This window comes from Polynucleobacter sp. 78F-HAINBA, assembly GCF_018882325.1.
Lineage (GTDB): Bacteria > Pseudomonadota > Gammaproteobacteria > Burkholderiales > Burkholderiaceae > Polynucleobacter.
Genome location: NZ_JACVOQ010000007.1, coordinates 38,101 through 64,100 on the forward strand (window position 1 = coordinate 38,101; position 26,000 = coordinate 64,100).

Annotated in this window: 29 protein-coding genes; 11 read left to right on the forward strand and 18 right to left on the reverse strand. The window is 46.1% G+C overall.

The features are described 5' to 3' along the window. Positions 1-60 precede the first annotated feature (60 nt). Genes ICN11_RS08470 through ICN11_RS08505 form a run of 8 tightly spaced genes read right to left on the reverse strand, consistent with a single transcriptional unit; the run spans position 61 to position 7,081 of the window. Positions 61-702, reverse strand: a complete 642-nt coding sequence (locus tag ICN11_RS08470) for a DUF6803 family protein (RefSeq protein ID WP_216230002.1) — start codon at positions 700-702, stop codon at positions 61-63. Between the two features lie 58 nt (positions 703-760). After that, complete coding sequence (locus tag ICN11_RS08475; protein ID WP_216230003.1) at positions 761-1,096, reverse strand: hypothetical protein; 336 nt, start codon at positions 1,094-1,096, stop codon at positions 761-763. 57 nt (positions 1,097-1,153) lie between these two features. Beyond that, on the reverse strand, positions 1,154-1,546 hold the full coding sequence (locus ICN11_RS08480; RefSeq protein ID WP_216230004.1) for a type II toxin-antitoxin system HicB family antitoxin: 393 nt from the start codon (positions 1,544-1,546) through the stop codon (positions 1,154-1,156). Further along, the gene (locus ICN11_RS08485; RefSeq protein ID WP_216230005.1) at positions 1,543-1,737 is read right to left on the reverse strand and encodes a type II toxin-antitoxin system HicA family toxin; all 195 of its coding nucleotides are present in this window, start codon (positions 1,735-1,737) and stop codon (positions 1,543-1,545) included. The genes ICN11_RS08480 and ICN11_RS08485 overlap by 4 nt, the downstream gene beginning before the upstream one ends. Before the next feature lie 45 nt (positions 1,738-1,782). Further along, positions 1,783-4,272, reverse strand: a complete 2,490-nt coding sequence (locus ICN11_RS08490; protein ID WP_255539925.1) for a DNA internalization-related competence protein ComEC/Rec2 — start codon at positions 4,270-4,272, stop codon at positions 1,783-1,785. 4 nt (positions 4,273-4,276) lie between these two features. Then, a complete protein-coding gene (locus ICN11_RS08495; protein WP_216230006.1) occupies positions 4,277-5,137 on the reverse strand; it encodes a TatD family hydrolase in 861 nt (286 codons plus the stop codon). Continuing rightward, the gene (lolD, locus tag ICN11_RS08500) at positions 5,134-5,829 is read right to left on the reverse strand and encodes a lipoprotein-releasing ABC transporter ATP-binding protein LolD (protein ID WP_216230007.1); all 696 of its coding nucleotides are present in this window, start codon (positions 5,827-5,829) and stop codon (positions 5,134-5,136) included. Before lolD ends, ICN11_RS08495 begins: the two co-directional genes overlap by 4 nt. Continuing rightward, positions 5,822-7,081 (reverse strand): lipoprotein-releasing ABC transporter permease subunit, encoded by a 1,260-nt coding sequence (locus ICN11_RS08505; protein ID WP_216224943.1) that lies wholly within the window; start codon positions 7,079-7,081, stop codon positions 5,822-5,824. Before ICN11_RS08505 ends, lolD begins: the two co-directional genes overlap by 8 nt. A gap of 70 nt (positions 7,082-7,151) precedes the next feature. Between ICN11_RS08505 and ICN11_RS08510 the strand changes: the two genes are divergently transcribed. The 4 genes from ICN11_RS08510 (at position 7,152) to lysS (ending at position 12,571) form a co-directional block, all read left to right on the forward strand. Then, complete coding sequence (locus ICN11_RS08510; protein WP_255539926.1) at positions 7,152-8,111, forward strand: hypothetical protein; 960 nt, start codon at positions 7,152-7,154, stop codon at positions 8,109-8,111. Beyond that, positions 8,108-9,853 (forward strand): single-stranded-DNA-specific exonuclease RecJ, encoded by a 1,746-nt coding sequence (gene recJ, locus ICN11_RS08515; RefSeq protein ID WP_216230009.1) that lies wholly within the window; start codon positions 8,108-8,110, stop codon positions 9,851-9,853. Before ICN11_RS08510 ends, recJ begins: the two co-directional genes overlap by 4 nt. A gap of 28 nt (positions 9,854-9,881) precedes the next feature. After that, positions 9,882-10,986 (forward strand): peptide chain release factor 2 gene (gene prfB / locus ICN11_RS08520; RefSeq protein WP_216180522.1). Its coding sequence is split into 2 segments (ribosomal slippage): positions 9,882-9,962 and positions 9,964-10,986, totalling 1,104 coding nucleotides; the frame shifts between segments, so codons are not numbered across the junction. Positions 10,987-11,020: 34 nt separating this feature from the next. Further along, positions 11,021-12,571 (forward strand): lysine--tRNA ligase, encoded by a 1,551-nt coding sequence (gene lysS, locus ICN11_RS08525; protein ID WP_216230010.1) that lies wholly within the window; start codon positions 11,021-11,023, stop codon positions 12,569-12,571. 85 nt (positions 12,572-12,656) lie between these two features. Here lysS and ICN11_RS08530 read toward each other — a convergent pair whose 3' ends face one another. The 4 genes from ICN11_RS08530 to ICN11_RS08545 all read right to left on the reverse strand — a co-directional run bounded on the left by ICN11_RS08530 (position 12,657) and on the right by ICN11_RS08545 (position 14,270). Continuing rightward, on the reverse strand, positions 12,657-12,785 hold the full coding sequence (locus ICN11_RS08530; protein WP_216230011.1) for a DUF3149 domain-containing protein: 129 nt from the start codon (positions 12,783-12,785) through the stop codon (positions 12,657-12,659). Between the two features lie 80 nt (positions 12,786-12,865). Next, positions 12,866-13,318, reverse strand: coding sequence for an OsmC family protein (locus tag ICN11_RS08535; protein WP_216230012.1), 453 nt, complete (start codon positions 13,316-13,318; stop codon positions 12,866-12,868). Positions 13,319-13,357: 39 nt separating this feature from the next. Further along, positions 13,358-13,738: a rhodanese-like domain-containing protein gene (locus ICN11_RS08540; RefSeq protein WP_216230013.1), complete on the reverse strand. Its 381-nt coding sequence runs from the start codon at positions 13,736-13,738 to the stop codon at positions 13,358-13,360. 46 nt (positions 13,739-13,784) lie between these two features. After that, a complete protein-coding gene (locus ICN11_RS08545; RefSeq protein WP_216230014.1) occupies positions 13,785-14,270 on the reverse strand; it encodes an isoprenylcysteine carboxylmethyltransferase family protein in 486 nt (161 codons plus the stop codon). Positions 14,271-14,732: 462 nt separating this feature from the next. Between ICN11_RS08545 and ICN11_RS08550 the strand changes: the two genes are divergently transcribed. The 6 genes from ICN11_RS08550 to ICN11_RS08575 all read left to right on the forward strand — a co-directional run bounded on the left by ICN11_RS08550 (position 14,733) and on the right by ICN11_RS08575 (position 19,629). Beyond that, complete coding sequence (locus tag ICN11_RS08550; RefSeq protein ID WP_216230015.1) at positions 14,733-15,509, forward strand: ferredoxin--NADP reductase; 777 nt, start codon at positions 14,733-14,735, stop codon at positions 15,507-15,509. Positions 15,510-15,616: 107 nt separating this feature from the next. After that, positions 15,617-15,781, forward strand: coding sequence for a hypothetical protein (locus tag ICN11_RS08555; protein ID WP_215330946.1), 165 nt, complete (start codon positions 15,617-15,619; stop codon positions 15,779-15,781). 16 nt (positions 15,782-15,797) lie between these two features. Further along, on the forward strand, positions 15,798-16,592 hold the full coding sequence (locus ICN11_RS08560; RefSeq protein WP_216230016.1) for a sulfite exporter TauE/SafE family protein: 795 nt from the start codon (positions 15,798-15,800) through the stop codon (positions 16,590-16,592). Next, positions 16,589-17,317 (forward strand): phosphoadenylyl-sulfate reductase, encoded by a 729-nt coding sequence (locus ICN11_RS08565; RefSeq protein WP_216230017.1) that lies wholly within the window; start codon positions 16,589-16,591, stop codon positions 17,315-17,317. The genes ICN11_RS08560 and ICN11_RS08565 overlap by 4 nt, the downstream gene beginning before the upstream one ends. A 48-nt stretch (positions 17,318-17,365) precedes the next feature. Next, positions 17,366-18,289, forward strand: coding sequence for a sulfate adenylyltransferase subunit CysD (gene cysD, locus ICN11_RS08570; RefSeq protein WP_216230018.1), 924 nt, complete (start codon positions 17,366-17,368; stop codon positions 18,287-18,289). Next, positions 18,289-19,629 (forward strand): sulfate adenylyltransferase subunit 1, encoded by a 1,341-nt coding sequence (locus ICN11_RS08575; protein WP_216230019.1) that lies wholly within the window; start codon positions 18,289-18,291, stop codon positions 19,627-19,629. Before cysD ends, ICN11_RS08575 begins: the two co-directional genes overlap by 1 nt. Before the next feature lie 6 nt (positions 19,630-19,635). On the opposite strand, the gene ICN11_RS08580 is transcribed toward ICN11_RS08575, so the two are convergent. The 5 genes from ICN11_RS08580 to ICN11_RS08600 are packed head-to-tail and all read right to left on the reverse strand — an operon-like array spanning position 19,636 to position 23,901. Continuing rightward, entirely contained in the window at positions 19,636-20,628 is a 993-nt protein-coding gene (locus ICN11_RS08580) for a YeiH family protein (protein WP_216230020.1), read from the reverse strand. A gap of 4 nt (positions 20,629-20,632) precedes the next feature. Beyond that, positions 20,633-21,352 carry a GntR family transcriptional regulator gene (locus ICN11_RS08585; protein ID WP_216230021.1) on the reverse strand — a complete coding sequence of 240 codons (720 nt, stop codon included), beginning with the start codon at positions 21,350-21,352 and terminating at the stop codon, positions 20,633-20,635. A gap of 9 nt (positions 21,353-21,361) precedes the next feature. Beyond that, positions 21,362-22,534, reverse strand: coding sequence for a UxaA family hydrolase (locus ICN11_RS08590; RefSeq protein ID WP_216230022.1), 1,173 nt, complete (start codon positions 22,532-22,534; stop codon positions 21,362-21,364). 42 nt (positions 22,535-22,576) lie between these two features. Beyond that, positions 22,577-22,858, reverse strand: coding sequence for an SAF domain-containing protein (locus tag ICN11_RS08595; protein ID WP_015421504.1), 282 nt, complete (start codon positions 22,856-22,858; stop codon positions 22,577-22,579). A 32-nt stretch (positions 22,859-22,890) separates the two neighbouring features. Next, entirely contained in the window at positions 22,891-23,901 is a 1,011-nt protein-coding gene (locus ICN11_RS08600; RefSeq protein WP_216230023.1) for an Ldh family oxidoreductase, read from the reverse strand. Positions 23,902-24,202: 301 nt separating this feature from the next. On the opposite strand from ICN11_RS08600, the gene ICN11_RS08605 reads away from it, so the two are divergent. Next, positions 24,203-25,189 carry a tripartite tricarboxylate transporter substrate binding protein gene (locus ICN11_RS08605; RefSeq protein ID WP_216230024.1) on the forward strand — a complete coding sequence of 329 codons (987 nt, stop codon included), beginning with the start codon at positions 24,203-24,205 and terminating at the stop codon, positions 25,187-25,189. A gap of 67 nt (positions 25,190-25,256) precedes the next feature. Here ICN11_RS08605 and ICN11_RS08610 read toward each other — a convergent pair whose 3' ends face one another. After that, positions 25,257-26,000 (reverse strand): sulfite exporter TauE/SafE family protein, encoded by a 744-nt coding sequence (locus tag ICN11_RS08610; protein WP_216230025.1) that lies wholly within the window; start codon positions 25,998-26,000, stop codon positions 25,257-25,259.

Consider the following 26,000-nt stretch of genomic DNA (forward strand, 5'->3'; position numbering starts at 1 on the left):
TCTGAGTCGTCTAATGAAAAACCGCCCGAGGGCGGTTTTTCTGCACTCGTCACTTCCTACTTAGTGAGAATGGCCTTGTGAATTCATTGGCATTTTATTGGGATTACTGTTTGGCATATTGCCGCCACTCATCATCTGCTGATGCATTGCCTTCATTCCTTCGTGCATCTCTGGATGACAGAACTCATGGTCAGCATCACTGCTAGCGGCACCCATTTGGTGAGCACTGTTACCTTTGTAACCCAGGAGAGATGGATCTAGCATGCCAGCAATCATGGCGATGTGCCCAAACACCAAAAATAATGCAACACAAATTGCATGAATTTTGAGTTTGCCCATTTGATCTAAGGCTTTATTTACAAAACCAAATTCCTGCAAAGCAATCCAGATTAAAGGTAAACCGCCAATCAAATAACTGCCTACTGCTATCACATCAATGGCAGTACGCCATTCATTATTTTTTGTGATGGGCAGTACCGCAGTAGTCATTAAATAAGCGATGACACCAATAAAATATAAGCCTACTGTTGTTCCTGAAAAACGATTCAGGTGATAAACAAAGCCATCGAACTTTCGCGTAAACAGAATGTAAAGCTCGGTGATTGCTAAAGTCTCGGCCAGCACAACTGGTATGGCCATAAAGATCAACAGATTCCAAGGCTGGTTATCAGCCAATAACTGCATATAGTGAGTCATATTCATTGCTATTCTCCAAAACGGAAATTATCTAAAGGCATCTAGATGCCACAATCAAAAGTGATTACAGATAAGTTCTGGGAGGCTTGTAAATGGACTCGGTAATATTAGATGCAAGTAATTCGGTATTGATATGCGTATACGTCTCAGGCTGCTTGGGTGCAAAAAAATCAGGCGGAGTAATCAGAATTGCCACTACTGCACAGCAATAATGGGAAGCGCCGGCATTAGCACTCGACTTGCCCTCTTCAATATGGCCAATTGATGCAGTCTCTTGGCAATGGTCATAGCTGGAGATGGCTACCTCACCACTTGCTACATTCAAATCAACAGGCATCATCGCAGCATTAATTTGACTGACGAAGAGGCTGATAAAGAGAAGCGTGATGAATTTTTTCACACCTTTAGTTTACGCTGAATATCAAGATGAGGAAGGCGCAAGGTTAAATTTAGCATCTCAGGCGGTTAATGCTAGATACGCAATAAACGCGGACCTGTTTTCTCCGGCCTTTTTTGCTTTTGCATCTAATCTTGCCAATACCCTCTTTGGAAGGGTGATATTGATTCGCTCTATTTCATCTGAGAGCAACGCTGGATCAATCTCAACGATTGCCCAAGTCCAACCTTTAAATTCTTTCCGCTTTTGCAGCTCCCTTAAAGAGCTTGGCTTTGGTATTTCTTGATTGCGATCTAAAGCAACTTCAATCCATAGCTCTATCGCTTCTTTAGCATTTTCAATCGCTTCATCAATACCGTTATCCCCTGCTGAATAACATCCGGCCAAATCTGGCACCACAACACCCCAGGCCTCCTTTGCGGATCCCGGCTCAATTGCAATTGGATATTTCATGTGAGACTCCTCTTTAAATCAGCCTGTTTCAATATTTTTTCCACTAAACCAATGCCTAAATCTTTTTTGGGATGTGGAATGCATATATGTCCACTCTTTGTGCTGTGAACAAAGATGTGATGCGACCCCTTTATCCTGCTGAGCTCCCATCCATCCGCCCTCAGTAGCTCCATTAGTTTTTTACTATGCATCTATCTCCTTTTTATATTATACACACCATACACACATTAATAACCCTACCTTGCCTCCCTATGCCACAAGCGGTTGCTATCCTGCCGCCAAAAATGAGGTTCCGTTTTCTTTGAGTCTGATCTGACTGGAAATTCCCAAACTTGTGCACCAGTATTTGGCGTTTGATAAAACGGAATAACCATACTTTGGTATCGGGCGGTGACCGTTGGATGTGGATGCCCATATCGATTGCGATACCCATTTTGTGCAAATGCTTCGTCGGGACTCAATGCTGTTAAAAGCTCTTGAGATGAGGATGTTTTGCTGCCGTGATGTGGCGCCATAAATATCAACGTTCTATCTTTTAAATCATTAAGGGCATCTTGAGTTAGTCGCTCAACGATCTCAGCTTCACCCTGCTTTTCTACATCACCCGTTAACCAAAACGAAGTTGTTTTATTACGAACTTCCAGCACACAACTCACCTCATTGGGCTTTCTGGGATGCTGATCCTCAAAAACCGTGAACTCATTGGGATGCCAAATATGAAACTCCACCTCATCCCACACCCATTTCTGACTGAAGCGACAAGGGATAGCGGGGATCTTTCTATCCTCTAAATTTGCAAGCAAAGGATTGGTGCTCGGCAAGGACCCCATCATCAACTCAAAGCTAATTTCTTTGAGTAAGCTTGCAGCGCCTCCAATGTGATCGCTATCACTGTGACTAATTACCATGCGATCAATATGATTGATTCCCCGTCCCCTCAGATAGGGCAGGATAATTCTTTGGCCAGCATTATCTTTCCCCTGAATAGGTCCCGTGTCATACAGCAATCTTTTTGATTTAGTTTCTATCAGGACTGCTGTGCCTTGGCCGATATCGAGTACCGTTGCCCTAAACTCGCCGTTTGCCAAATTGATATTACTTAGTGGTTGAATAAATAAAGTTGCGCACAATACGAGCCCAATGGCTCTGGATGGCCAGCCCTCTCGAATGGATCCAGGACGAATCGCTATGACAATACCGATTGTGGATAGCCCTACTGCCCACCAAGTAGGCTGACTTGACCAGGCAATGGCCCACCTCCAGCTCGCCATCCAAGCTAGCATGATGGCTAAGTAGTCCATCGTGGCGTGCGCTGGTATCAGCAACCATTTCCCAATGAAGTCAGGTAATAAAGCGCCAGCTATGGCCAGGGGCGTCACGATATAGCTGACCACGGGAATGGCAACAGCATTTGCCAATGGGGAAACTATTGAGACTTGATAAAACCAATACAGGGTCAATGGAAGAAGCGCAATAGTAACCACAGCCTGCACTCGGCAAGCTTCACGCAGTGCTTGAGTGACTCTATATCTCCAATCAAGCTCTAGCTCCCTGCCAGTAGGCAACCCCAATAAGCCATCAGAATCCTGCATCGCATACAAAATAGCTGCCACCGCCCCAAATGAAAGCCAGAACCCTGGCGTATAAGGCGCCATTGGATCGATCAGTAGCACAAAGGTTAGGGCCCACCACCAAATATCAAATGATCTTGGATTTCTGCCAGACCAAAGCGCAAAGGCAACCACACCCACCATATACATAGTTCGCTGAGCCGGAATCTGAAACCCGGCCAGCCAGGCATATACAAATGCCGTCAGAAATCCCGCAGCCGCAGCAACTTTGCTAACAGGTATCAATAGCGGCAGAGTATTACGACGCCATAAAAATGTAGCGAGCATGGCGCCAAATCCTGCCAACATCGTTACATGGAGTCCTGAGATAGATATGAGATGCCCAATGCCAGTGGCATTAAATACGCGCCAATCATCTTGATCAATTGCGTTTTGATCGCCCATCACAAGTGCCGTAATCACACCACCATAACGCGCATCTTTTGGCAGTAAGCGTTGAATCTTTTGCCGTAATTTCCTGCGCTGATACTCCATGGCTAAAGCGAATTCGGAAAAATGAATATCTTTGTCGGCAATCAATTTCCCAGATCGCACGGAACCACTGGCACCAAAGTCTTGATGAAATGACCAGCGCTCAAAATCAAAGGTATAGGGATTAAGAGATCCATAAGGCCTTTTGATCTTGACCTTGAATTCCCAACGCTGACCTGGAATGACCTCGGGTACATCTTGAGGATTACGCCATGCTGGCTGCCAACTCAAATACACCTGGGGTGGAAATGATTCAATCAACTCCTTACCCAAAAAGGCCTGATCCACCTCAAATGAAAACTTTGCTCCACTAGGAGAGCTCTGTGGCAAAGCATTAACCCTCCCCTCGAGAATGAGATCTTTGCTTTCATACTCTATCGAAAGGACATTGGCCAATCGACCTTGTGCGTAATGTGCATTCCAAGCAAATCCTAAGGCGAAACAACAAACTGCTAGAAATGCACTGCTCCCATAGCGATTTTGGATTGAGGCGTAATTGATGTAAACGCCAAATAGGGAAATGACAATGGTCGCTGTACAGATCCAAGCCCAATTCTCTGGCACGGCAGACAAAAATAGAAGAAGCGATCCCCCGGCGATGAACGCCGCAATATTGATGCGCAAGTTCTTAAGAAGCGGATTGTGGGTTTAAGTTGTTAGTCATTAGAGATGACCAACGGGGCAATGCCTGCATGGCATTTTGCCAAACTGCCTTTGCAAATACTTCTTCACTAATGCCTCGAATGCCAGCCAATTGCTGAGCAATTCTGGGGAGCAAGGCAGGCTCATTAAATTGACCGCCCCCCTCCTTAAGCCATGCCGGCGGAATATCAGGTGCATCAGTTTCGGTAACAATATTCTCCAGCGGAAGTTCTTGTAATAAGCGACGAATCTGCAATGCCCGATCATAGGTTGCAGCACCCCCAAAGCCAAGCTTGAAGCCTAGTTCAATAAATTGCTCGGCTTGTTGATGACTGCCATTAAAAGCATGCGCTATGCCACTGGGAACCGTTCTTTTGCGCAGAGCTTTAAGAATGGCATCTTGTGAACGGCGCACATGCAAAATCACCGGCAACTGAAATTGCTGGGCCAAATCGAGCTGTTTATGAAAGAAATATTCTTGGCGCTGAGGGTCCAGGCCCTCAACAAAATAATCTAAGCCAATCTCACCAATACCTACGAAACGCGGATCATCCAATGATTGCTCAATTTGATTTTTAAGAACCTCGATATCGCTCTCTTGAGCTTGATTGATATACAGAGGATGTATACCAAGCGTATAGACCAAACCTGGAATTGGATTGCCGTATTGGTTTGCTAAATTTTTAGCCTGCTCCCAATCAGAGGCTTGAACCGTCGGCAGCAAAATGGCTTTAACACCCTTATTCACTGCACTTGAAACAATTTCCGGAAGTGTGCCATCAAACTCTGGCGCATCTAGATGGCAGTGGGTATCAACCCAAGCGAGCTCTGTGCTGGCATCGCTCATTGTGCGAACGTCTTTAATACTCCGCGCTCTAAATGCAAAATACGGTCACAACGCTTGGCGCGAATAGGATCATGGGTCACGATCACAAAAGCAGTGCCCTGCTCACGAGCAATATCCAACATCAAGTCAAATACGCCATCAGCAGTTTCAGTATCGAGATTGCCTGTTGGCTCATCCGCCAAGACGCAAGAGGGGCTACCCACTAGTGCGCGGGCGACTGCAACACGTTGACGCTCGCCACCAGACAGCTCACCTGGGGTGTGCTGAACTCGCTTTGCAAGGCCAACTGCGTGCAACATCGTATTTGCTCGCTCCATAGACTCTTCGTTACTTAAGCCGCGAATACGTAAAGGCAAAGCCACATTCTCAACGGCGCTAAATTCATCTAAGAGGTGATGGAACTGATAAATAAATCCCAGACTCTGGTTACGCAGTTGATCCAATTTTCTAACAGGTAACTTATGGAGATTCTCTCCAGCCAATATCACCGTGCCCGCGCTCGGCGTATCCAAACCACCCAAGAGATGCAGCAAGGTGCTCTTACCTGAACCAGAGGATCCAACGATAGCCACCTTCTCAGAAGCGCTTACCTGCAAATCAATTTCCTTAAGGACATCAACTGCAGTTGATCCTTTGCCATAGGTCTTTGCTAGGCCCGAAGCGCTCAAAATGATTGAATTGGAATTACTCATAACGCAATGCCTCCGCAGGCTGAACTTGGGCCGCGCGGCGACTTGGATACAAAGTGGCTAACACTGAAAGGCCGAAAGCCATCAAGCCAACCGTAACAACATCAGATAAACGAACATCTGAAGGCAACTCACTAATAAAGTACACATCGCGTGGCAAGAAGCGCACACGGAAGATCGCTTCAATGGCCGGAACGATCACATCGATATTTAATGCAATTAGAAGACCCAAGCCAACGCCCGCTAGAGAACCCAGTAAGCCAATCGCTAAGCCTTGTACCAAGAAGATCCGCTGAATGAGCCCTGGGCTTGCACCCATGGTTCTTAAAATCGCAATGTCGGCCTGCTTCTCATTGACAGTCATCACCAAGGTAGATACCAGATTGAAAGCAGCTACAGCAATGATCAATGTGAGGATGATGAACATCATCTTTCTTTCGGTTTGAACAGCAGCAAACCAATTTCGGTTAGAGCGTGACCAATCGCTTACCCATAAAGCCTGTGGAACAACCTGAGCTAATTCAGCGGCAATTTCTGGGGCACGCTGCATATCATCCACCTTCACACGTAACCCTGATGGGTCTTGTAAGCGCAACAAGGCGGCCGCATCTTTCCAATGCATGATCGCCAAAGAACTGTCGTATTCATAATGACCGCTATCTACAATACCAACTACCTGGAGTGTTCGCATTCTGGGCATGGCACCTGCAGGCGTCAGATCACTTTCTGGCACTATTAAATTAATACGATCACCCACACGCGCACCAACAATATTGGCAAGCTGAGCACCCAAGGCAACCCCGAAAGCGCCCGGCTTGAGATCCTCGATACTGCCAGCAACGAACTGCTTGGGTAAATCAGAAACCTTACCCTCTTCACTTGGTAATACTCCACGAATAGCCACGCCACGCATAACATTCTCGCGGCTCAATAAACCTTGTGAACTCACCATTGGGGCAACACCAACTACGTGGGGCTGAGCAGCCACCTTCAGCGCAATCGGCTGCCAGTTGGCCAAACCATCTGGGGCGGTAATTTCAATATGGGAGAGTACGGACAGCATACGGTCGCGCACTTCCTTCTGAAAGCCATTCATGACTGAGAGAACCACAATCAAAGCTGCAACGCCTAAAGCGATGCCTGCAGTAGAGATTCCGGAAATAAAAGAGAGAAAGCCATCACGCTTACCCACTGTCTTACGACGCTTGGATCGGGTATAGCGCAGGCCAATTTCTAGCTCAATAGGAAGTCTCAACATAGCTACAGTTTAGTGAATTAAACGAGTAAACCGATGGATTCTGTAAATGCCACCTAAAATCAGGGGAATGACTGCCAATTTGACCACCCAAGCCAGCAATATGCGGCGCTTTACCCTGATGGCGTCAGGGGAAGATGCTGTTGACGCTGGACTTGAGCGGAATGCTCCGCCCAGCGGATTACCGCAAGAGCGCTTTCTATTGGGCGATCGGCTGCCAATAGCCCCAGTCTTACTATTGAGTCAGAGTGATTTGGCTGTTAACCCAAATGAAACTATTGCCTGTCTCCAGCCAGTCCATTTCCACGCTACCCGAGATCATTTGATCCTGATGGCCCAAAGTCAGATTGATCTGACCGCAAATGAATCCTCTAAATTGCTACAGACTGCCCTTCCTTTTATTGAAGAGGATTTTGGCAGCAAGATTTTATTTCAGGGGCAAGGTGATTGGTTTATTCCAGCAGGGCCATTTGCTAGCCTGGCAACTCACTCTATTGATCAAGCTCATGGTCGCAACATTGATTGGTGGATGCCACGCGATACCAGCGAGGTTGGCATCGCTAAGCTTTGGCGCAAACTTCAAAATGAAGTTCAAATGCTTTGGCACATTGATACCGTGAATGAAGAACGCGAGCAGCACAGACTGCCAAGCATTAACTCCCTTTGGATTAGCGGTATCGGTAAGCTGGCGGATATTCGGATTCCCCAACCACTTCAAAATGCAAGCCAGGTATATGGAGGGCATCCTCTTTTAGCCGGGCTGGCTAAATATCTTGGAATTCCTCAGCAAAGTGATATTGATTTCTCAAGACTGCAAAATGCCTTTGCGTGGATTGATCGACCCGAAAGTATTTGGGATGACTTAAGAAGAACTCTTTTGAGTAATGAGTTAGATGAAATTGAAATCATTGACTTTCCTAATGGTCAAGCTCGTCACAGAATCTTCACAGCTAAAGACTTGAATAAAAAGTCCTGGGCATTCTGGAAAAAATCAGAACCTTTAGCTTGGTCGGAAATCATTTCAGCATGAGCGTATTTTCCAGGCGCCCCTTCTCTGAGCGGACAGCTAGCTGGTTGCAGCAAAGTGGCCTGCATCCATTGCTAGCTAGGTTGTATGCGGCCCGTGGCATTGATAAACCAGATGAACTCTCTTTAGATCTAAAGCAATTACTCTCACCAGTTGAGCTGAAGAACTGCATCAGCACTGCTACCCTGCTAGCCGATATTCTGGAGCGTAAAGAACCTATGCTGGTAGTGGCCGACTATGACTGCGATGGCGCTACCGCTTGCGCCGTTGCACTCCGTGGTCTGAAGATGTTAGGTGGAGTAGATACCCCTATTCAGTTCTTAGTACCAAACCGTTTTACGATGGGCTATGGATTAACTCCAGAGGTGGTGGATCTAGCAGCTCAACAAAACCCCAAACCGAAATATCTCATCACAGTGGATAACGGCATTGCTAGTGAAGCTGGTGTAGACCGGGCTCGCGAATTGGGAATGGAAGTGATTGTGACTGACCATCACCTGCCAGGTGATCGACTTCCCAAAGCAACTGCAATCGTGAACCCCAATCAGCCTGGATGCACCTTTCCAAGCAAAGCACTTGCAGGTGTAGGAGTGATGTTCTATTTATTAGTTGCTCTGCGTGCCGAGCTTCGTAAGCGTGGCAAATTTACCGCCGAGACTCAACCCAAAATTGAGAACCTGTTAGACCTTGTAGCCTTAGGGACCGTAGCAGACGTTGCACAGCTTGATCGCAATAACCGCGTCTTGGTTTCCAATGGCTTGAAGCGCATTCGCGCGGGGGTTTCACAAGCAGGCATTCAAGCACTATTTCAAGCGGCTGTTCGAGATCCTCGTAAAGCCAATACCTTTGATTTAGGTTTTGCTATTGGTCCTCGTCTGAATGCTGCTGGGCGCCTAGCGGATATGACGCTAGGCATTCGTCTCTTGTTGAGCGATAAGACAGAGGAAGCTACCGAGCTCGCCTACGAGCTTGATCGCATTAATCGCGAGCGACGGGTGATTGAGGGTGGAATGCAGGAAGCTGCTCTCGCCCACCTCGCAGAAGATCAATTAGCGGGCACCATGGCCGATCGCTCGAGCATTTGTCTTTGGAATCCAGAATGGCATCAAGGCGTAGTTGGCATTGTGGCCTCGCGTCTGAAAGAGCGCTTTAATCGCCCTGCGATTGTGTTTGCGCCTGCGGATGGCGCAAGCGGAGAAGAGTTGCGAGGCTCCGGCAGATCATTGACGGGCTTTCATCTACGTGACGCCTTAGACATTGTTTCCAAACGCGAGCCAGGCCTGATTCTCAAATTTGGTGGTCATGCCATGGCAGCAGGCCTGAGCATCAGAAAAGCCGATTTTGAAAAGTTTGATGTGGTGTTTCAGCAGGTAGCCAATGAATTACTGAACGATGAATTATTAGAGCGTCGCCACATTCATGATGGCTCTCTCGATCTTTCTGAATTCACACCAGAGACGGGCGATCTCCTTGCTGAAGAAATCTGGGGCCAAGGCTTCCCTCAGCCGATTTTTTATGGGGAATTCGAAGTTGGACAGCAAAGCCTCATGAAAGAAAAACATCTACGTTTGCAGCTTCGCCCTATTGGCGATGGTCAACTGGCTAGCAAACCATTTACAGGGGTTTGGTTCAATCGGACCCAGCCATTGCCAGCCAAGGCCAAACTGGCCTATCGCCTAGTGACAGACCGCTTCCAAGGGCAGGCACGCGTGCAACTCATGATTGAGGCCCACGACGAGGGCTGAGTCGCAACAACCCCCTTATAATTAGGGGATGGAAGCCGAACAACTCAATATTATTTCAAATACCCTGTCAGATCTGCTCACTCGTGAGCAAGCACTTCGGGGGTATCTTTGACTTCGAAGTAAAGTCACGACGCCTTACTGAAGTTAACTCAATCCTTGAAGATCCCACCATCTGGGATGATCAAAAGAAAGCACAAGCCCTCGGCAAAGAAAAGAAATTGCTCGATGGTGTTGTTGCCACCCTCACTGATTTAAATAGCAACATCACTGGCGCCCTCGAATTATTCGACATGGCTAAAGAAGAAAGTGATTTTGAAACGATTGGCGCTATCGAACAAGACGTTGAAAGCTATAGCAAAATCATTCACGATCTTGAGTTCCGCCGCATGTTCCATAACGAGATGGATTCATGCAGTTGCTTTATAGATGTTCAAGCAGGCGCTGGCGGAACAGAGGCTTGTGACTGGGCCAGTATTCTCCTGCGCCAATACCTCAAGTATTGCGAACGCAAAGGCTACAAAACAGAAATCTTAGAAGAATCTGATGGCGACGTTGCTGGTATTAAGAGTGCCACCATCAAGGTAGATGGTGAGTACGCTTATGGACATCTCCGCTCAGAGACTGGCGTACACCGCTTAGTACGCAAGTCACCATTTGACTCATCTAATGGTCGACACACCTCTTTTGCCAGCATCTATGTATATCCAGAGATTGATGACTCGATTGAGATTGACGTTAATCCAGCCGATATCCGTACGGATACCTATCGCGCCTCTGGTGCAGGTGGTCAGCACATTAACAAGACCGACTCTGCAGTTCGCTTGACCCACCTTCCAACCGGCATCGTGGTTCAGTGTCAGAACGACCGAAGCCAACACCGCAACAGAGCAGAAGCGATGACGATGTTGAAGTCACGTCTATATGAGCACGAGATGCAAAAGCGTCGCGCTGAGCAGGACAAGCTTGAAGCCAGCAAAACCGATGTGGGCTGGGGTCATCAGATCCGATCCTACGTACTGGATCAAAGCCGCATTAAAGACTTGCGTACTAACGTTGAGATCTCCAATACACAAAAAGTATTAGATGGTGATCTTGACGCCTTTATTGAAGCCAGCCTCAAACAAGGCGTTTGATTTACCTCCCCTATTCCAGTTATTAATATTCCATATGAACGATCAAGTGAATTCCAAGCAAACCCCTGTCACTGAAGCTGTTGATGAAAATCACATCATTGCTGAGCGTCGCGAAAAATTAGCCAAGTTACGCGAAGGCGGAGTAGCGTTTCCAAATGACTTCGTGCCAACCCACTTAGCAGCGGATCTCCACACTCACTACGACAGCCTCACCAAAGAAGAGTTGGCCGCTAAAAAAGTGCATGTCAAAGTTGCCGGCCGCATGGTACTCAAGCGTGTGATGGGTAAGGCCAGCTTTGCGACCATTCAAGATCGCAGCGGTCAGATTCAGTTCTATATCAACGATGAAATCAGCGGTGCAGATACCCATGGTGCATTTAAGCACTGGGATATGGGCGACTTTATCTCTGCTGAAGGCAATCTATTCAAAACCAACAAGGGTGAGCTCTCAGTTGAATGTAGCAATCTACGTCTCCTAAGCAAATCTCTGCGCCCTCTTCCAGATAAATTCCATGGTCTCTCAGATTTAGAGACCAAGTACCGTCAACGCTACGTTGATTTGATTGTGAATCCAGAGAGTCGCAATACTTTCAGAGCACGTAGCAATACGATCGCTTCCTTGCGTCGCCATATGTTGGATGCAGACTTCATGGAAGTCGAAACACCAATGCTCCACCCGATTCCTGGTGGCGCTACAGCAAAGCCATTTATTACACACCACAACGCTTTAGATATGCAGATGTTCTTGCGTATTGCACCAGAGTTATATCTGAAGCGCTTGGTAGTTGGTGGCTTTGAACGCGTCTTTGAAATTAACCGTAACTTCCGTAACGAAGGCGTTAGCCCGCGTCACAACCCAGAATTCACGATGATGGAGTTCTATGCGGCCTACACCGACTATCGTTGGTTGATGGATTTCACCGAGAGCTTGATTCGTGCTGCAGCGATTGATGCCCAAGGCACTGCTGTTCTGACGCACCAAGGTCGCGAACTGGATTTGAGCAAACCATTCCAGCGCCTCACTATCACCGAAGCAATTCTGAAGTATTGCGGCCAGTCCAATAAGAGCTATGAGCCAGCCCAATTAGAAGATGCGGCATTTATTCGCGCTGAGCTGAAAAAAGGTGGTGAGAATCCAGATTCCCCTACCCTAAAGAACGCTGGCATTGGCGCCCTTCAATTAGCCTTATTTGAATTGGTTGCCGAGTCACACCTCTGGGAGCCAACTTACATCATCGATTACCCAATCGAAGTAAGCCCTCTTGCCCGCGAATCTGACACACGCCCTGGTATTACGGAGCGTTTTGAATTATTCATTACCGGTCGCGAGATCGCCAACGGCTTCTCAGAGTTAAATGATGCAGAAGATCAAGCCAACCGCTTCCGTAAGCAAGTAGAACAAAAAGAGGCTGGTGACGAAGAAGCAATGTACTTTGACCACGACTTCATTCGTGCGCTTGAGTACGGCATGCCTCCAACTGGTGGTTGCGGTATCGGTATTGACCGCTTAGTCATGCTATTGACCGATGCGCCCAATATTCGTGATGTGATTTTGTTCCCGCATCTGCGTCGCGAAGAAGAGTAATCGATCCAATCGCTACTTTTTAGAAATACAAAAGCCGCAGAATTTAAGCTCTGCGGCTTTTTTCTTGCTTGCCTGGCTTTTTTGTTTACTCGCCTGCAGCAATTTTCTTTAAGAACATGCGAACAAAAAATATCGCCATGCCAATAATGAACAGTATTACCGCCAAGCTGAGTTGGCCAGCAAAAGTGCCAAATAATTCTTTAAACAACACCATCTCTATCTCCTTTTGAATTTCCCAATACCACTTTAGGCTTTTCAAAAGGAGGCTGTTTTGACCCAAATCAAAGGAAAGACTTATATCGCTGGATATAACTGCTGATTATTCGAGTCGATCACCGTGACATTTACTGGAATTCCAGCGCTAACACTAGAAGACACGGTACAGAAATCCTGAAATTGAGCTAAAACACGTTCCAAGTTTTCAAGACTCCCGCCTGGTACACCAATTCGAATCTCCACCTGAATAGCCAAGATCCGCAAACGGTTTTCTGCGTTTCTACCAATTTCGCAACTGGCTTTAGTTTCGATTGGCTCTGGATTCTGCTTAAACTTTCTTAAAGCGAATAGCAATGAATCAGACAAGCAGTTAGCAACACCTGCTAGTAAAAACTGAGATGGGGTTGCACCTTGAGATCTTCCCAATGGCGGTGGTTCATCGCCGTAAATTGGATCACGCTCTTCACTATAGTAAATAGCAAATTGATAGTCAGACTGCTGCACTAGCCGAACTGATGGGGATTCACTCATAGGAACTCCTAAATTAAATAGTCTTAATATCGCCAGGGATTATTCAAACTCTACAGCCTCGGGCTTAGCCACTGGATTACCTGCTTCGACCCAAGCATCAAATCCACCGCTAATTGACTGAACATGTTGATACCCCATCTCTTGCAATGCCTTTGACGCCAGAGCTGCCCTACCGCTTGTCTTGCAATACAACACAATCTTTAAGTCACGAGCAGTCAATTCCGGATTGCTACTTAATTTAAATTCAAGCATTCCTCTAGACATATGAATAGCGCCAGGGATATGGCCACTTGCATACTCATCGGCCTCACGAACGTCCAATAAGATATCCGCATTCTGAATCGCCTGCGCAGCGTCTGCCAGACGGACTTCCTTAATACAGGACTTGGCAAGGGTAACTAAATCATGGGCTGTTTTCATCTTTTTACTTTCTTTTATATTTAAATACATTATATATAAATATATACTAATAGCAGCCTGGAATCAACTTTTTAACCCTACCCTGATAGCTTCGGTAGTCTGGGAAGCGCTCAACCAGCCAAACTTCTTCACGCCTAGCCTTGATGTCAAATAACAAAAATAAGCAGATCGAGTATGCCAATATATAAACCCCGGGGAAGATGAGAAGCCAGGCCAGAGCTGCCAGCAGCACCCCGAAATAAATCGGGTGGCGAACATATCGGTATAAGCCAGTCTGAATAAGTACGGCATCGTCTTTGGGGCAAGGCAAGGGAGTGAGATTTTTTCCTAGATTAATTACTGCAATCGCCATAATTAAACAGGCTAGCAAACCAATGGCAATGCCACAGGATTGAAGAGTGGTAGCCAGTGGCTCTGAGCTAACTAGATGAGATCCTTGAGGTCCAAATAAGATGAGGCCAATCAAGACACCTTGAACCACCACATACCACGCACCTTTTTCGAAGATGGATTTATGGGGTGATGAATTCATGTTGTGACCTTATGGAGATAAGGTCACAGTCTATCTTGCTTTAATAGTTCACGGCCCGACTAAAGTGATCATCAATGCTCGCCTGGTCTTGCGTGAGCACATGCTGTGCAATAAGAAAGACCCCTGAAATGAAGCTAAGACAAACCAGCAGTCCAAAGGCGTGATACTGATTTAAACCATTCTGATTCAGTACCTCTAGGTAAAGAGTGCTTTCCAAGGCCAGATGAGTCGATAAACTTAACAGGGCCAAACCCAAAAATATCTGGATGATTGTCAGAAATAAGGGTTTTTGGACTGTAGGCTTTGTGGACATCAGATTCTTTCAATTGGCTATGGAAGAATCATAGGGAGCTTGTAGATATAAGTAAAAGACTCCCTTTTTATAAGCTAAATACTTTTTTATCTATAGAACCACCCCAAGAATGGGGATAATTGAGGTTTACACCTCATTATTAAGCGTTTATGGCAGCCTACAACACCGAAACCGTCCTTACAGTTCATCACTGGAATGACACCCTATTTAGTTTCACCACCACCAGAAATAAGGGCCTGCGTTTCCGTAGTGGCCACTTTTTGATGATTGGCCTAGAAGTCGAAGGTAAGCCATTGGTTCGCGCCTACAGTGTGGCGAGCCCGAATTATGAAGAGCACTTAGAGTTCTTGAGCATCAAGGTTCAAGATGGCCCCCTCACCTCACGCCTTCAGAAGATTCAGGTTGGCGACCCAATACTAGTAAGCGAGAAATCCGTTGGCACCTTGGTCATTGATGACTTAAATCCAGGCAAGCATCTTTACCTTTTCAGTACCGGCACAGGATTAGCGCCGTTCATGAGCATCATTCGCGATCCAGATACCTATGAGAAGTTTGAAAAAGTAGTTTTGATTCATGGCGTGCGCCTGGTAAGCGAATTGGCCTACGCCGATTACATTAAGAATGAGCTCACTCAAGATGAATACATTGGTGAAATCATTCGCGAGAAATTAATTTATTACCCAACCGTGACACGTGAGGCCTTCAAGCACACTGGTCGTTTAACTACTGCGATTGAATCCGGTCAACTCTTTAAAGATATTGGCCTACCCCCATTAGATCCAACAGTCGATCGCGCGATGATCTGCGGTAGCCCGTCTATGCTCAAAGAAACTGCCGAGATGCTGGATGCCAAAGGCTTCAAGGTATCCCCCAGCTTGGGTCAGCTAGGTGACTATGTATTCGAACGCGCATTCGTAGAAAAGTAATTTATCTTATATACCTAAAAGTAATTTAGATATCGCTATATATTCCTTGTGGATATATAGACCCCTTGGTAAATTCTTCTTAACAAGATATTTACCAAGGAATTCAGATGTCCCCCGTACGCGAGCACTACAACCCGATCATTACCAAGCTATTACGCGAACATGATCGCTTGCCACATGAGAATGTGGCAGAACGCAAAAGCTTCCAGCGTCAAATTCTGTTTCTCATGAATGCCATCAAGCTCGACGAGTTTGAGCAGACCTTTGCTTAATTGACTGGGTGCACTGATGATTCACTTCTTAACTGATTCTTCACATTTCATTATTTCCGGCGCACTAGTTGGACTACTGGTTGGCATGACAGGCGTCGGTGGCGGATCACTGATGACACCATTGCTAACGCTGATATTTGAGATTGCTCCCACAGCCGCCGTTGGTACGGACCTAGCATTCGCAGCAATTACCAAAGGGTTTGGCACTGCCGCACATCGCCTTCACGGAAACGTACGCTGGGATATTGTTCGCCTTCTCTGCATAGGCAGTATTAGCACTGCAATACTTTCCATCCTCGTTTCAAAGTACGTCGGCCCAGTCTCAAAAGACTGGAATCATGTCATTAGCATTTCCATTGGAATATCTGTTTTATTAACGGCAGCATCTCTACTCTTTAGATCCAAGATCTTAAAGTGGGTGCAAGAGAATCCACGCTACCTTCCTACTGGCAACGCCCTTAAGACTGCAACCATAAGCGTTGGCGCTGTAATCGGAATTCTGGTGACGGTCTCTTCAATTGGCGCCGGCGCAATTGGAGCAACGCTCATCTTGTTACTCTATCCGCATTTAAAAGCATCTGAAGTTGCAGGCACCGATATTGCCTATGCTGTGCCATTGACTGCACTGGCTGGACTAGGGCATTGGTGGCTGGGCAACGTGCACTTTGATTTGCTGTTTGGATTACTCATTGGGTCTGTGCCCGCCATTTGGTTAGGTGCAAAACTTTCCAGCGTACTGTCTGAGCGAGCCACCAGAACAACGCTTGCGGGAACATTATTTTTGGTTGGAATTAAGCTGGTGTCTTCATGATTGCTCCAGAATTTTGGTCTATTCCCACAGATGCACCCTCCGAGTCTGAATTAGCCAGAAAGACGGCCACCCTCAAACAACGCCTACTGGATATCGATTCACGCTTTTCTGATGTTCGCTTTGCTACGAGCTTGGCTGCGGAGGACATGGTGATCACGGATGCGATTGTCCAATCCAAAGCCAATATCAAGCTATTTACTTTAGCGACCGGTCGCCTGCATCAAGAAACCGTGGATATGACTAAAACCACAGAAAAGCACTATGGGATTTCCATTGCCCAAGTCTATCCAGAAGAAAGTGATGTTCAAGCATTCATTGATCAATACGGCATGAATGGTTTTTATGATGGTGAAGTGGCTAAGAAAGCGTGTTGTGGTGCTCGCAAAATTAAGCCTTTGAATGCCGCCTTACTTGGTGCTGATGCCTGGTTGACAGGTCAACGACGCGAACAATCCACTACCCGTGTTGAGTTGAACTTGGAAGAACTTGATGATGCCCGTGGCATTGCTAAATTCAATCCATTATTTGATTGGACTGAGGCCGATATTTGGGCCTACATCAAACAAGAGGGTGTGCCTGTTCATCCACTGCACTTAAAAGGCTACCCCAGCATTGGTTGCGAGCCTTGCACGCGCCAAGTGAAACAAGGCGAAGACATTCGCGCAGGTCGCTGGTGGTGGTTACAAAGTGATAGCAAAGAATGTGGTCTTCACGTAAATAAATAATCATTGAATTACTTTAGTAGCAAAACTTAGCAAAGAACGAATCACAGAATGCAAGAACAAAAATTACTAGATGACCATTTAGATTGGCTAGAAGCTGAGTCGATCTACATCATTCGCGAAGTGGTAGCGCAGTGCGCAAACCCTGCCATGCTGTTCTCTGGTGGTAAAGATTCGATTGTGATGTTTCACTTAGCTCGTAAAGCCTTTCAGTTTGGCGATCGTCCAGTAAAACTTCCCTTCCCCATTCTGCATATTGATACCGGGCATAACTACCCAGAAGTCATCGCCTATCGAGATTCTGTAGTCGAAAAAACCGGTGTCAAACTGATTGTGGGTCACGTTGAGGACTCCATCAAAAAAGGTACGGTTCGTTTACGCAAAGAGACCGATTCTCGTAATGCTGCTCAGGCGGTAACTTTGCTTGAAGCGATTGCTGAGCACGAGTTTGACGCCCTCATGGGTGGGGCACGTCGTGATGAAGAGAAAGCTCGCGCTAAAGAACGCATCTTTTCCTTCCGCGATGAATTTGGCCAATGGGATCCTAAAGCGCAGCGCCCAGAACTTTGGAACCTATACAACGCACGCATATCTCAAGGAGAAAATATGCGTGTGTTCCCAATCTCCAATTGGACAGAGCTCGATATTTGGCAATACATCGCTCGCGAGAATTTAGAGTTACCAAGTATTTACTACACCCATGAGCGCGAAGTGGTTCGTAAGAATAGTCTCTTAGTCCCCGTTACCAATATCACGCCTAAGGCACCAGGAGATATCAGTGAGATTCTGAATGTGCGTTTTCGTACTGTAGGTGACATCAGCTGTACTTGCCCAGTCCTCAGTGCGGCCGCCAATCCCATCGACATCATCGCTGAAACCGCGATTACAGAAATTACCGAACGTGGCGCTACACGGATGGACGATCAAACTAATGAGGCCTCTATGGAGCGCCGTAAGAAAGAAGGCTACTTCTAATGACTACTAATCAACATCAAAACCAAAATGTGGTCCGCTTCATCACTGCTGGCAGCGTAGATGATGGCAAGAGCACACTAATTGGTCGATTGCTATATGACACTAAGTCCATCTTGGTTGATCAGCTTGAGTCTTTATCCAAAACAAAACATGCACGCGTTACATCCTCTGATGCAGGCGTTGACTTGGCGCTACTGACTGATGGACTAGAGGCGGAACGTGAACAAGGCATCACTATCGATGTGGCTTATCGCTATTTTTCTACGCCTAAGCGGAAGTTTATTGTGGCTGATGCTCCAGGTCATGAGCAATACACGCGCAATCTAGTTACGGGCGCATCTCAATCCGATGTTGCGGTGATTTTGGTGGATGCTACTCGAGTAGATCTCAATACCACTCCTGCTACTTTATTGGCTCAAACTAAACGACATGCCGCAATTGTGCATTTACTAGGTCTGCGCCATGTTGTTTTTGCTGTGAACAAAATGGACTTGCTCAATTTTGATGAGGCTGTTTTCAATACCATCAAAATAGCAATTCAAGACTTGTGCAGCAAAATTGGCTTATCTGAACCCACTTTGATTCCAATGTCTGCTCTACTCGGCGCCAACGTTGTCACGCACAGCAAAGATACGCCTTGGTATAAGGGTCCCACATTACTTCAGTGGCTTGAGAGTTTAGATACCAGCCCTCAATCAGAAAAAACGGGCTTACGCTTTCCAGTTCAGTATGTTGCTCGTCAGGATGGCAGCGCTTCGGATGACTTCCGCGGCTACCTAGGTCAAATTGAGTCTGGCAGTATTCGAGTGGGTCAAAAAATTAAAGTGCTGCCAGAGAATCGCGAAGCAACTGTTGCGAAGATCTACTTAGGCAATCGCTCAAATCATGAACACACTAGTAATGAGGTGGAGTCCGCTCAAACAGGTGAATCCGCAGCGATTAGCTTGACTGAAGATATCGATGTTTCTAGAGGCTGCTTATTTATCAGCGCTGAAGATAGCAATCCACCAAAACTCAGCAAGCAGGTCTCTGCTGATCTTTGCTGGCTTGATACCGAACCACTCTCCCTAAGTCGGAAGTATGCTTTGCGTCACACTACCAATATGATTGGCGCCAAGGTAAAAGTAATTGAGCAAGTGCTAGATGTACAAACACTTTCTCATGCACTAGAAACCCATCCACTTAAAGCAAATGAAATCGGTCGCGTATCCTTTGTTTTGCAAAAACCCATTGTTACTGACTTGTTTAATCAATCTCAACGCACTGGTGCATTTATCCTCATTGATGAAGCCACAAACCATACCGTTGCGGCCGGAATGATTCGAGAGGCCATCGCCTAGTTCAAGCTAGGTCATTTTGAGAATAAAGAATAGCCCAATAGCAGCGATGAATAGGGTCTCAACAACCAACATCACAACCGGCTGCCAACCCAACTTGGCTAAGTCCTGAAAATTTGTTTTTAGTCCAGCGGCGGCTATAGCAATCACCAGCATCCAGCGAGATATACCGCCAATGGAATGGGTTACGGAGCTTGGCAAAATCTGCATGGATGAAACAACTGATAAAGCGACAAATCCCAGTAGGAATGTTGGTATTAGGCGTAAGCTACCCCAACCTAAACGTTGAGATGATTTTTCAGCGCCAAAGAAAATGGAAATAAATAGAACCACTGGCAATAACAGTGCGACTCGGAACAACTTAACGACGGTAGCTACGTCCCCTGCCTCAGGACCAAACAACATGCCCGCGGCAACTACCTGAGCCACATCATGAACGGTTGTCCCTAAAAAGATACCTGCAGGCAAATCCGTAATATCAAGTAGTTGCAGAGTAAATGGATAGACGACCATTGCGACTGTGGATAGAACGGTTACTCCAACCACCACCAGCAAAGTAAAGCGCTCATTCTCTTTTGTTTTTGGCAATACAGAGGCAACGGCCAAAGCTGCAGATGCACCACAAATACCAACAGATCCACCTGCGATCAAGCCAAAGTCAGGAGATAACTTCAGCAGTTTGGCAAGGAAGAAGCCAAGGCATACCGTAGCACCCACTGCAAACATCACCATCAGCCCAGTATTCCAACCGATTGCACCAATATCAGCAAATGTAATACGGATACCTAGGAAAGCAACGCCCAAACGCAAAACCGTTTTAGCGCAAAAATCAATTCCTGGCTTTACTGTTTCATTCAGGTATAAAAAATGTAGGGATAAGCCAATCAGTAAGGCATACAACAACTGTGGGCCACCATAGTTCTCAGACAGAAAACTAGTTGACATAGCAATGACCAGGCAGACTAAAAGTCCTGGAATATTTTTCCGACTGGTGGTTAGCATAAATCTAAGCTACTAACTCACTGAAATACTCGTGTTGAGTAGTATTTAAGGTGGAGATGCGCCACTCCAAAGGTTCATCCTGAATACCGAGCGCTACCCTTCGAATGATAAGCACTGGGGAGTCTGACTTTAATCCAAGCCAGTCACCATGCTGTTTACCTGCCAATCCAGCGCGTAAGCGTTCACTGCTTCGCACTACAGTCTGGCCATACTCCATTTGATACATTTGGTAAATGCTACCTTTGCGATCAATAAAGTCCGCACGGGTTAAATCCTTAAACCGCTTTTTCTCTAGCGTGATCTGATCGATCATCACACATTGCCCTTCCAATGAAAGGCGATTGGTAATTCTCCAAACAGGTGATCCCTCTTTAATTTCCAACTTACTCGCCTCTTCTTTATTGGCAGCAGCACTATTTAAGGAAACCAGCTCAACTTTGGGATACACCTTTTTTTCAGCATCGTGTTTAACGATATGAAAAAAATAATATAAAAGTCGTTTGAGATCATGCTCAACAACATAGGTGCCCCTGCCTTGGCGTCGAACCACGATACCTTCCGCGACCAACTCGTCCACCGCCTTGCGCAGGGTTCCTATAGATACATCTAACTCTTTTGATAAATCCTTTTCGGCAGGCAATGCCTGCCCCATAGGATATCGACCCCTGACCAGATCCTCGGTGATCTTTTGCTTAACTTCTTGGTAAGCGGTCAGGTTTCTCATGCTGCAGTCTTATGCTGATTCGTATAAACGAGTCAATACAAACTCACGGTGACCGAGAATCTCAGAAGCAGTTAACTCACCATCAGCGGTACGCTTCAAGCAATCTAACAACTTGTTTCCTGCATCATCCATATTCTCTTCACGACGCAATAAGCCTGACACATCAACGTCAATGTGTTCACCCATAGTGCGAACAGTCTTTGGATTAGCGCAAATCTTAATTACCGGAAGAATTGCATTACCAATTACGTTACCCTGCCCTGTTGGGAAGAAGTGAGCTGTAAAACCTGCGGCTGCACACAAGGTGACCATTTCAGCGGCAGCTGATGATGAGTCCATGAAATGAAGTCCAGGAATTGTTGGCTCTTCACCCTTATCAAGCACGCTATCCACAATACATTTCTTACCAATTTTTTGGATATTACCCAAAGCCTTCTCTTCGATGGTTGTTAAACCACCTGCAATATTGCCTTTGGTTGGCTGGGAGTCAGATAGATCGCTCGTCTTATGACGCTCAATAACATCTTGGTAACGATCAAACATCTCACGGAACTTCTTCTTCACCTCAGGTGTACGGCAACGTGCCTCAACCAAATGCTCGCCACCAGTCAACTCGGTAGTCTCGCCGAATACTAAGGTAGAACCAATTCCATAGAGCTTGTCGAAAGCATCACCAACAGTTGGGTTTGCACCGCAACCAGAAGTCGTGTCAGATTCACCGCATTTTGTAGAAACCCACAACTCTGAAAGAGGAGCGGAAACGCGTTTTTGCTTAGATGCATGCTTCATCATGCTGTAAGCAGCCTTGCTGGCAGAGGCAATCGTTGCTGTATCGCCGTTACCTTCGATCCAGAATCCCTCAACTGGCTTGCCTGATGCCTTGATGCCATCGACAATAATTTTTGTCCACTGCGGCTCAATACCAATCACCACTACTGCTGCTACGTTTGGATTTGAACCAGTTCCAATTAAAGTGCGGAAATGCAAATCCAAGTCAGCCCCGAATTGCAAGCGACCGTAGGAATGGGGAATCGCCATTGTTCCCTTGATGTTGTTTGCCACTGCTTCACATGCTGCGTTAGATAAGTCATCTAAAGGCAAAATCAATACATGATTGCGAATACCCATGCGTCCGTTTTCACGGCGATAACCTAAAAAGGTTGCGTCTTTCAAATTAGTCATTTTTATATCTCTCTCAATGAATAGGTAGGTAAGGAGGCTGGATTACCAGCGCTTAGTTTTTACGTTTTGGACGTGGAGGTGCTCGCCTTTTTTAATTGGGGCTACTACTTTTCCAATATCAACGCCGTATTTCATTACCGTGTCACCTGGCTTGAAATCGTTCAATGAAATCTTGTGACCAATTGGAATATCGCTTTCAGACTTGATATTTAAAGTTAGATCACCATCCATCACCCAACCAATCAAGTCAGTTCCGGCCTTAACACCCTCAACTACCACTACACCTACGCCATCTGCTGGCTCATGCACGACAAAGTGGATCATTACTATCTCCTCAATAATCTCGTTTATAAAAACTACTCAGTCCATGACTGGCGGATACCAGTCTGAATTTCTTCTACAACTACATCTGAAACTGTGACGCCACGTTTTAGACCTATGGCACGCTGCTTAAAACGACGCTGACCAGGAAGACGAGTCCCGGCATCAGCACTTAAAACTTGTAAAAAATCTTGGATTCGACTAGCAAAAACAGATGAGCCTGCTAAGCCTGGATCAATAGTCAATATCAACTGACCAATCCGGGGGCGGTTGCCCTTCGGATCAAAAAAAGAATCTGCCTCATAGGAAAATCTACTGCCCGATAGCCCAACTACTAGCAACTCAACGATGAGGGCAAGCAAAGCCCCTTTATCACCGCCCAGAGGAACCATCAGACCCTTCAAGCCCTCTTGTGGATCAGTGGTTGGTTTCCCGTCAGCAGTCAATGCCCAACCTTCTGGAATCTGCTGGCCATTTTTTGCTGCGATCAATAATTTTCCGCGGGCAACAGCAGAAAGTGACATATCAATTACTAGAGGGTCTTTACCGGCAACTGGAAATGCCGCCGCTAAAGGGTTAGTCCCAAAAATAGCTTTTGCACCACCAACCATTGGCATTGCCGCTGGAGTATTTCCAAATAATAAGGAGATATAGCCGGCTCTTGCGGCAGCTTCAACATAATGACCCGCAACGCCAAAATGATGGCTATTGGTAACCGCGACTAAACCAAGGCCACTTTTAGAGGCCAGATTCACGGAGAGGTCAGTAGCAAAACGAAGTGCAGGAAAAGCGAGGCCATCACGCGCATCAACCAATGCTGCTGCCGTCTTGAATGGTCGAACCTTCAATTTGGGATCCAGCTCAATACGGCCATTTTTTGCATGGCCAGCGTATTGAGCCACCCGCGCAAGGCCATGTGATGCAAGACCATCTAACTCAGCTAAAGCCAAAAATTGCGCCGTTTCATAAGCGGCCTTTGCGCCAACCCCTGCGGCCCTAAGACCTGAATCCGCTAAGGTCAGCAATTCCTGATAACTGAGATTCATGCATGCTCCCTGTGAAAAAGGGCAGTCAGAATCAATCCATCAAAACGCAGGGTTTTTAGGGCTTGACTAGACTTGACTTTAGGGAACAAAATAACTGACATATCTGAATCATATAGATGATTTAGATATCTTGCAAGAATCAATTCATTGTGCGGCGCAACGAATATAAAGTGGCGCAATATAGTGGGTGGAGGAGACAGTAGTGACGTATAAGCATATAACTAATAAATAGCAATAAAGCGTATTTTTTGATGTGTAAGTAGCTAAGATACAAAGATCAAATTACCACTGGAGGTCACCGATGTTTAAGATTGAAAATTTCAAATTGAGTAGACGATTTATTTTGCTTGCTGGCGCGCTATCGCTCGCTCTACCCCAACTAGCAATCGCGCAATCCTGGCCTACTAAGCCAATTAAATTAGTAATCCCATTTGCAGCTGGAGGAACTACCGATATTCTTGGCAGACTCTTGGCTCAGCAATTAACAAAAGACTTAGGACAGAACGTTATTGTTGAAAACAAAGGTGGTGCAGGCGGTAATATCGCAGCTGAATTTGTAGCGCAATCCCCTGCTGACGGTTACACCATCATGCTTGCATCAGGTAGCATGCTGACTGTGAACCCTAATTTGTATAAAAAATTGCCCGTCAATTATGCAAAAGACTTTGTGTACATTACCAACGTTGCGAGCGGACCAATGCTGTTATCAGTAAGCACAAAATTACCCGTTAAAAATTTCGGTGAATTTATTGTCTACGCAAAAACTAAGGACCTCAACTTTGGCTCAGCAGGAATTGGCAGCCAGGTTCACATGGCAGGAGAGAATCTAACTTATGCCGCCAATATCCCAGCAACGCATGTTCCATATAAAGGTGAGTCAGCTGCAATCAATGATTTAGTGTCCGGTCAAATTGACTTCATGGTGGGCAACTTGACTGCGGCAACTGGCTTTGCTAAGAACGGTCAAATTAAACCTCTGGCTGTGACTAGCGCTAAACGCGTCAAACAGCTACCAGATGTTCCAACCGTTGCAGAGGCTGGCATACCTGGATTTGAGAGTACCGGTTGGTTTGGTTTAGTGGCACCAGCAAATACTCCAAAAGCAATTACCGAGAAAATCTATGACGCCACTGTAAAAGCGGTTAGTTCCGAAGCCATGAAAAAGAGCTTAGACCTCAACGGTTTAACAGCAGTTGTAAATAATCAGAAAGACTTTGAGGCCCAAGTGAAGTCAGAGTCAGCCTCATGGGAGAAGGTAATTAAGGGTCGCAACATTAGTACTCAGTAACAATTACCAGCAGCATAAAAAAGCGAGGATTCGTCCTCGCTTTTTTATTTCCGACTAGCTGATCATTTTATGCAAGCTGTCTAAGCAATAACATTGCACCAGCAAACACCAAGATAGAACCATAGGCTATACGCATAGAAGCGTTACTAAGCTTAGTGTGAACATGCGAACCAGTCCATATACCCAAGAATGCGATTGGCATTAGGCAAATAGCGAGACCTATAACCTCCCAACTGAGGATTAACCCAGTAACAAGCATCAGGGTAAGCCGGAGAAAAGTAAGCATAAAAATAGCGAAGGCCATTGTTGCTCGGAGCACTTTAGGGCTGCTGATTCTTAATCCAAGATAGGAGACATAAATCGGCCCACCCGTAGCAAAAAGAGCTGTAAATGCACCCCCAAAAAATCCAAACGGCGCCGCCCACCATTTATTGATGGGATCTCGAAATTCGACGTTTCTCTGAACTAAAACACGCACGCCATTAATGGCCGCAAAGATTCCAAGAATCAATAACAAAGGTTCGCTTGGCGCCTTCACCAATAGAAGGATCCCCAGTACCATCCCTACCAAACTAAAGGGAAATAACCATTTCAACTCTTGAATGTTGGCATCACCAGACGACTTCCTGCCTACATATAGTGAGGCACAGATATCAATAAGCACCATCATTGGCACCACTACCTTTAGTGGATACATCTGAACCAACAAAGGCACAGATACTATTGATGAGCCAAACCCTGAAACTCCAAAGATGAAGAATGCGCACAGAACGATTAGAGTTGCTAGTGCAAATGAGGCAGGCTCAATCAA

Bases quoted from the DNA above. Each gene is read 5' to 3' on its own strand.
- ICN11_RS08470 (WP_216230002.1), bottom strand. From the start codon at position 702: ATGAATATGACTCACTATATGCAGTTATTGGCTGATAACCAGCCTTGG.
- ICN11_RS08480 (WP_216230004.1), bottom strand. From the start codon at position 1,546: ATGAAATATCCAATTGCAATTGAGCCGGGATCCGCAAAGGAGGCCTGG.
- ICN11_RS08485 (WP_216230005.1), bottom strand. From the start codon at position 1,737: ATGCATAGTAAAAAACTAATGGAGCTACTGAGGGCGGATGGATGGGAG.
- ICN11_RS08495 (WP_216230006.1), bottom strand. From the start codon at position 5,137: ATGAGCGATGCCAGCACAGAGCTCGCTTGGGTTGATACCCACTGCCAT.
- lolD (WP_216230007.1), bottom strand. From the start codon at position 5,829: ATGAGTAATTCCAATTCAATCATTTTGAGCGCTTCGGGCCTAGCAAAG.
- ICN11_RS08510 (WP_255539926.1), top strand. From the start codon at position 7,152: ATGACTGCCAATTTGACCACCCAAGCCAGCAATATGCGGCGCTTTACC.
- recJ (WP_216230009.1), top strand. From the start codon at position 8,108: ATGAGCGTATTTTCCAGGCGCCCCTTCTCTGAGCGGACAGCTAGCTGG.
- lysS (WP_216230010.1), top strand. From the start codon at position 11,021: ATGAACGATCAAGTGAATTCCAAGCAAACCCCTGTCACTGAAGCTGTT.
- ICN11_RS08530 (WP_216230011.1), bottom strand. From the start codon at position 12,785: ATGGTGTTGTTTAAAGAATTATTTGGCACTTTTGCTGGCCAACTCAGC.
- ICN11_RS08535 (WP_216230012.1), bottom strand. From the start codon at position 13,318: ATGAGTGAATCCCCATCAGTTCGGCTAGTGCAGCAGTCTGACTATCAA.
- ICN11_RS08540 (WP_216230013.1), bottom strand. From the start codon at position 13,738: ATGAAAACAGCCCATGATTTAGTTACCCTTGCCAAGTCCTGTATTAAG.
- ICN11_RS08545 (WP_216230014.1), bottom strand. From the start codon at position 14,270: ATGAATTCATCACCCCATAAATCCATCTTCGAAAAAGGTGCGTGGTAT.
- ICN11_RS08550 (WP_216230015.1), top strand. From the start codon at position 14,733: ATGGCAGCCTACAACACCGAAACCGTCCTTACAGTTCATCACTGGAAT.
- ICN11_RS08555 (WP_215330946.1), top strand. From the start codon at position 15,617: ATGTCCCCCGTACGCGAGCACTACAACCCGATCATTACCAAGCTATTA.
- ICN11_RS08560 (WP_216230016.1), top strand. From the start codon at position 15,798: ATGATTCACTTCTTAACTGATTCTTCACATTTCATTATTTCCGGCGCA.
- ICN11_RS08565 (WP_216230017.1), top strand. From the start codon at position 16,589: ATGATTGCTCCAGAATTTTGGTCTATTCCCACAGATGCACCCTCCGAG.
- cysD (WP_216230018.1), top strand. From the start codon at position 17,366: ATGCAAGAACAAAAATTACTAGATGACCATTTAGATTGGCTAGAAGCT.
- ICN11_RS08575 (WP_216230019.1), top strand. From the start codon at position 18,289: ATGACTACTAATCAACATCAAAACCAAAATGTGGTCCGCTTCATCACT.
- ICN11_RS08580 (WP_216230020.1), bottom strand. From the start codon at position 20,628: ATGCTAACCACCAGTCGGAAAAATATTCCAGGACTTTTAGTCTGCCTG.
- ICN11_RS08585 (WP_216230021.1), bottom strand. From the start codon at position 21,352: ATGAGAAACCTGACCGCTTACCAAGAAGTTAAGCAAAAGATCACCGAG.
- ICN11_RS08590 (WP_216230022.1), bottom strand. From the start codon at position 22,534: ATGACTAATTTGAAAGACGCAACCTTTTTAGGTTATCGCCGTGAAAAC.
- ICN11_RS08595 (WP_015421504.1), bottom strand. From the start codon at position 22,858: ATGATCCACTTTGTCGTGCATGAGCCAGCAGATGGCGTAGGTGTAGTG.
- ICN11_RS08600 (WP_216230023.1), bottom strand. From the start codon at position 23,901: ATGAATCTCAGTTATCAGGAATTGCTGACCTTAGCGGATTCAGGTCTT.
- ICN11_RS08605 (WP_216230024.1), top strand. From the start codon at position 24,203: ATGTTTAAGATTGAAAATTTCAAATTGAGTAGACGATTTATTTTGCTT.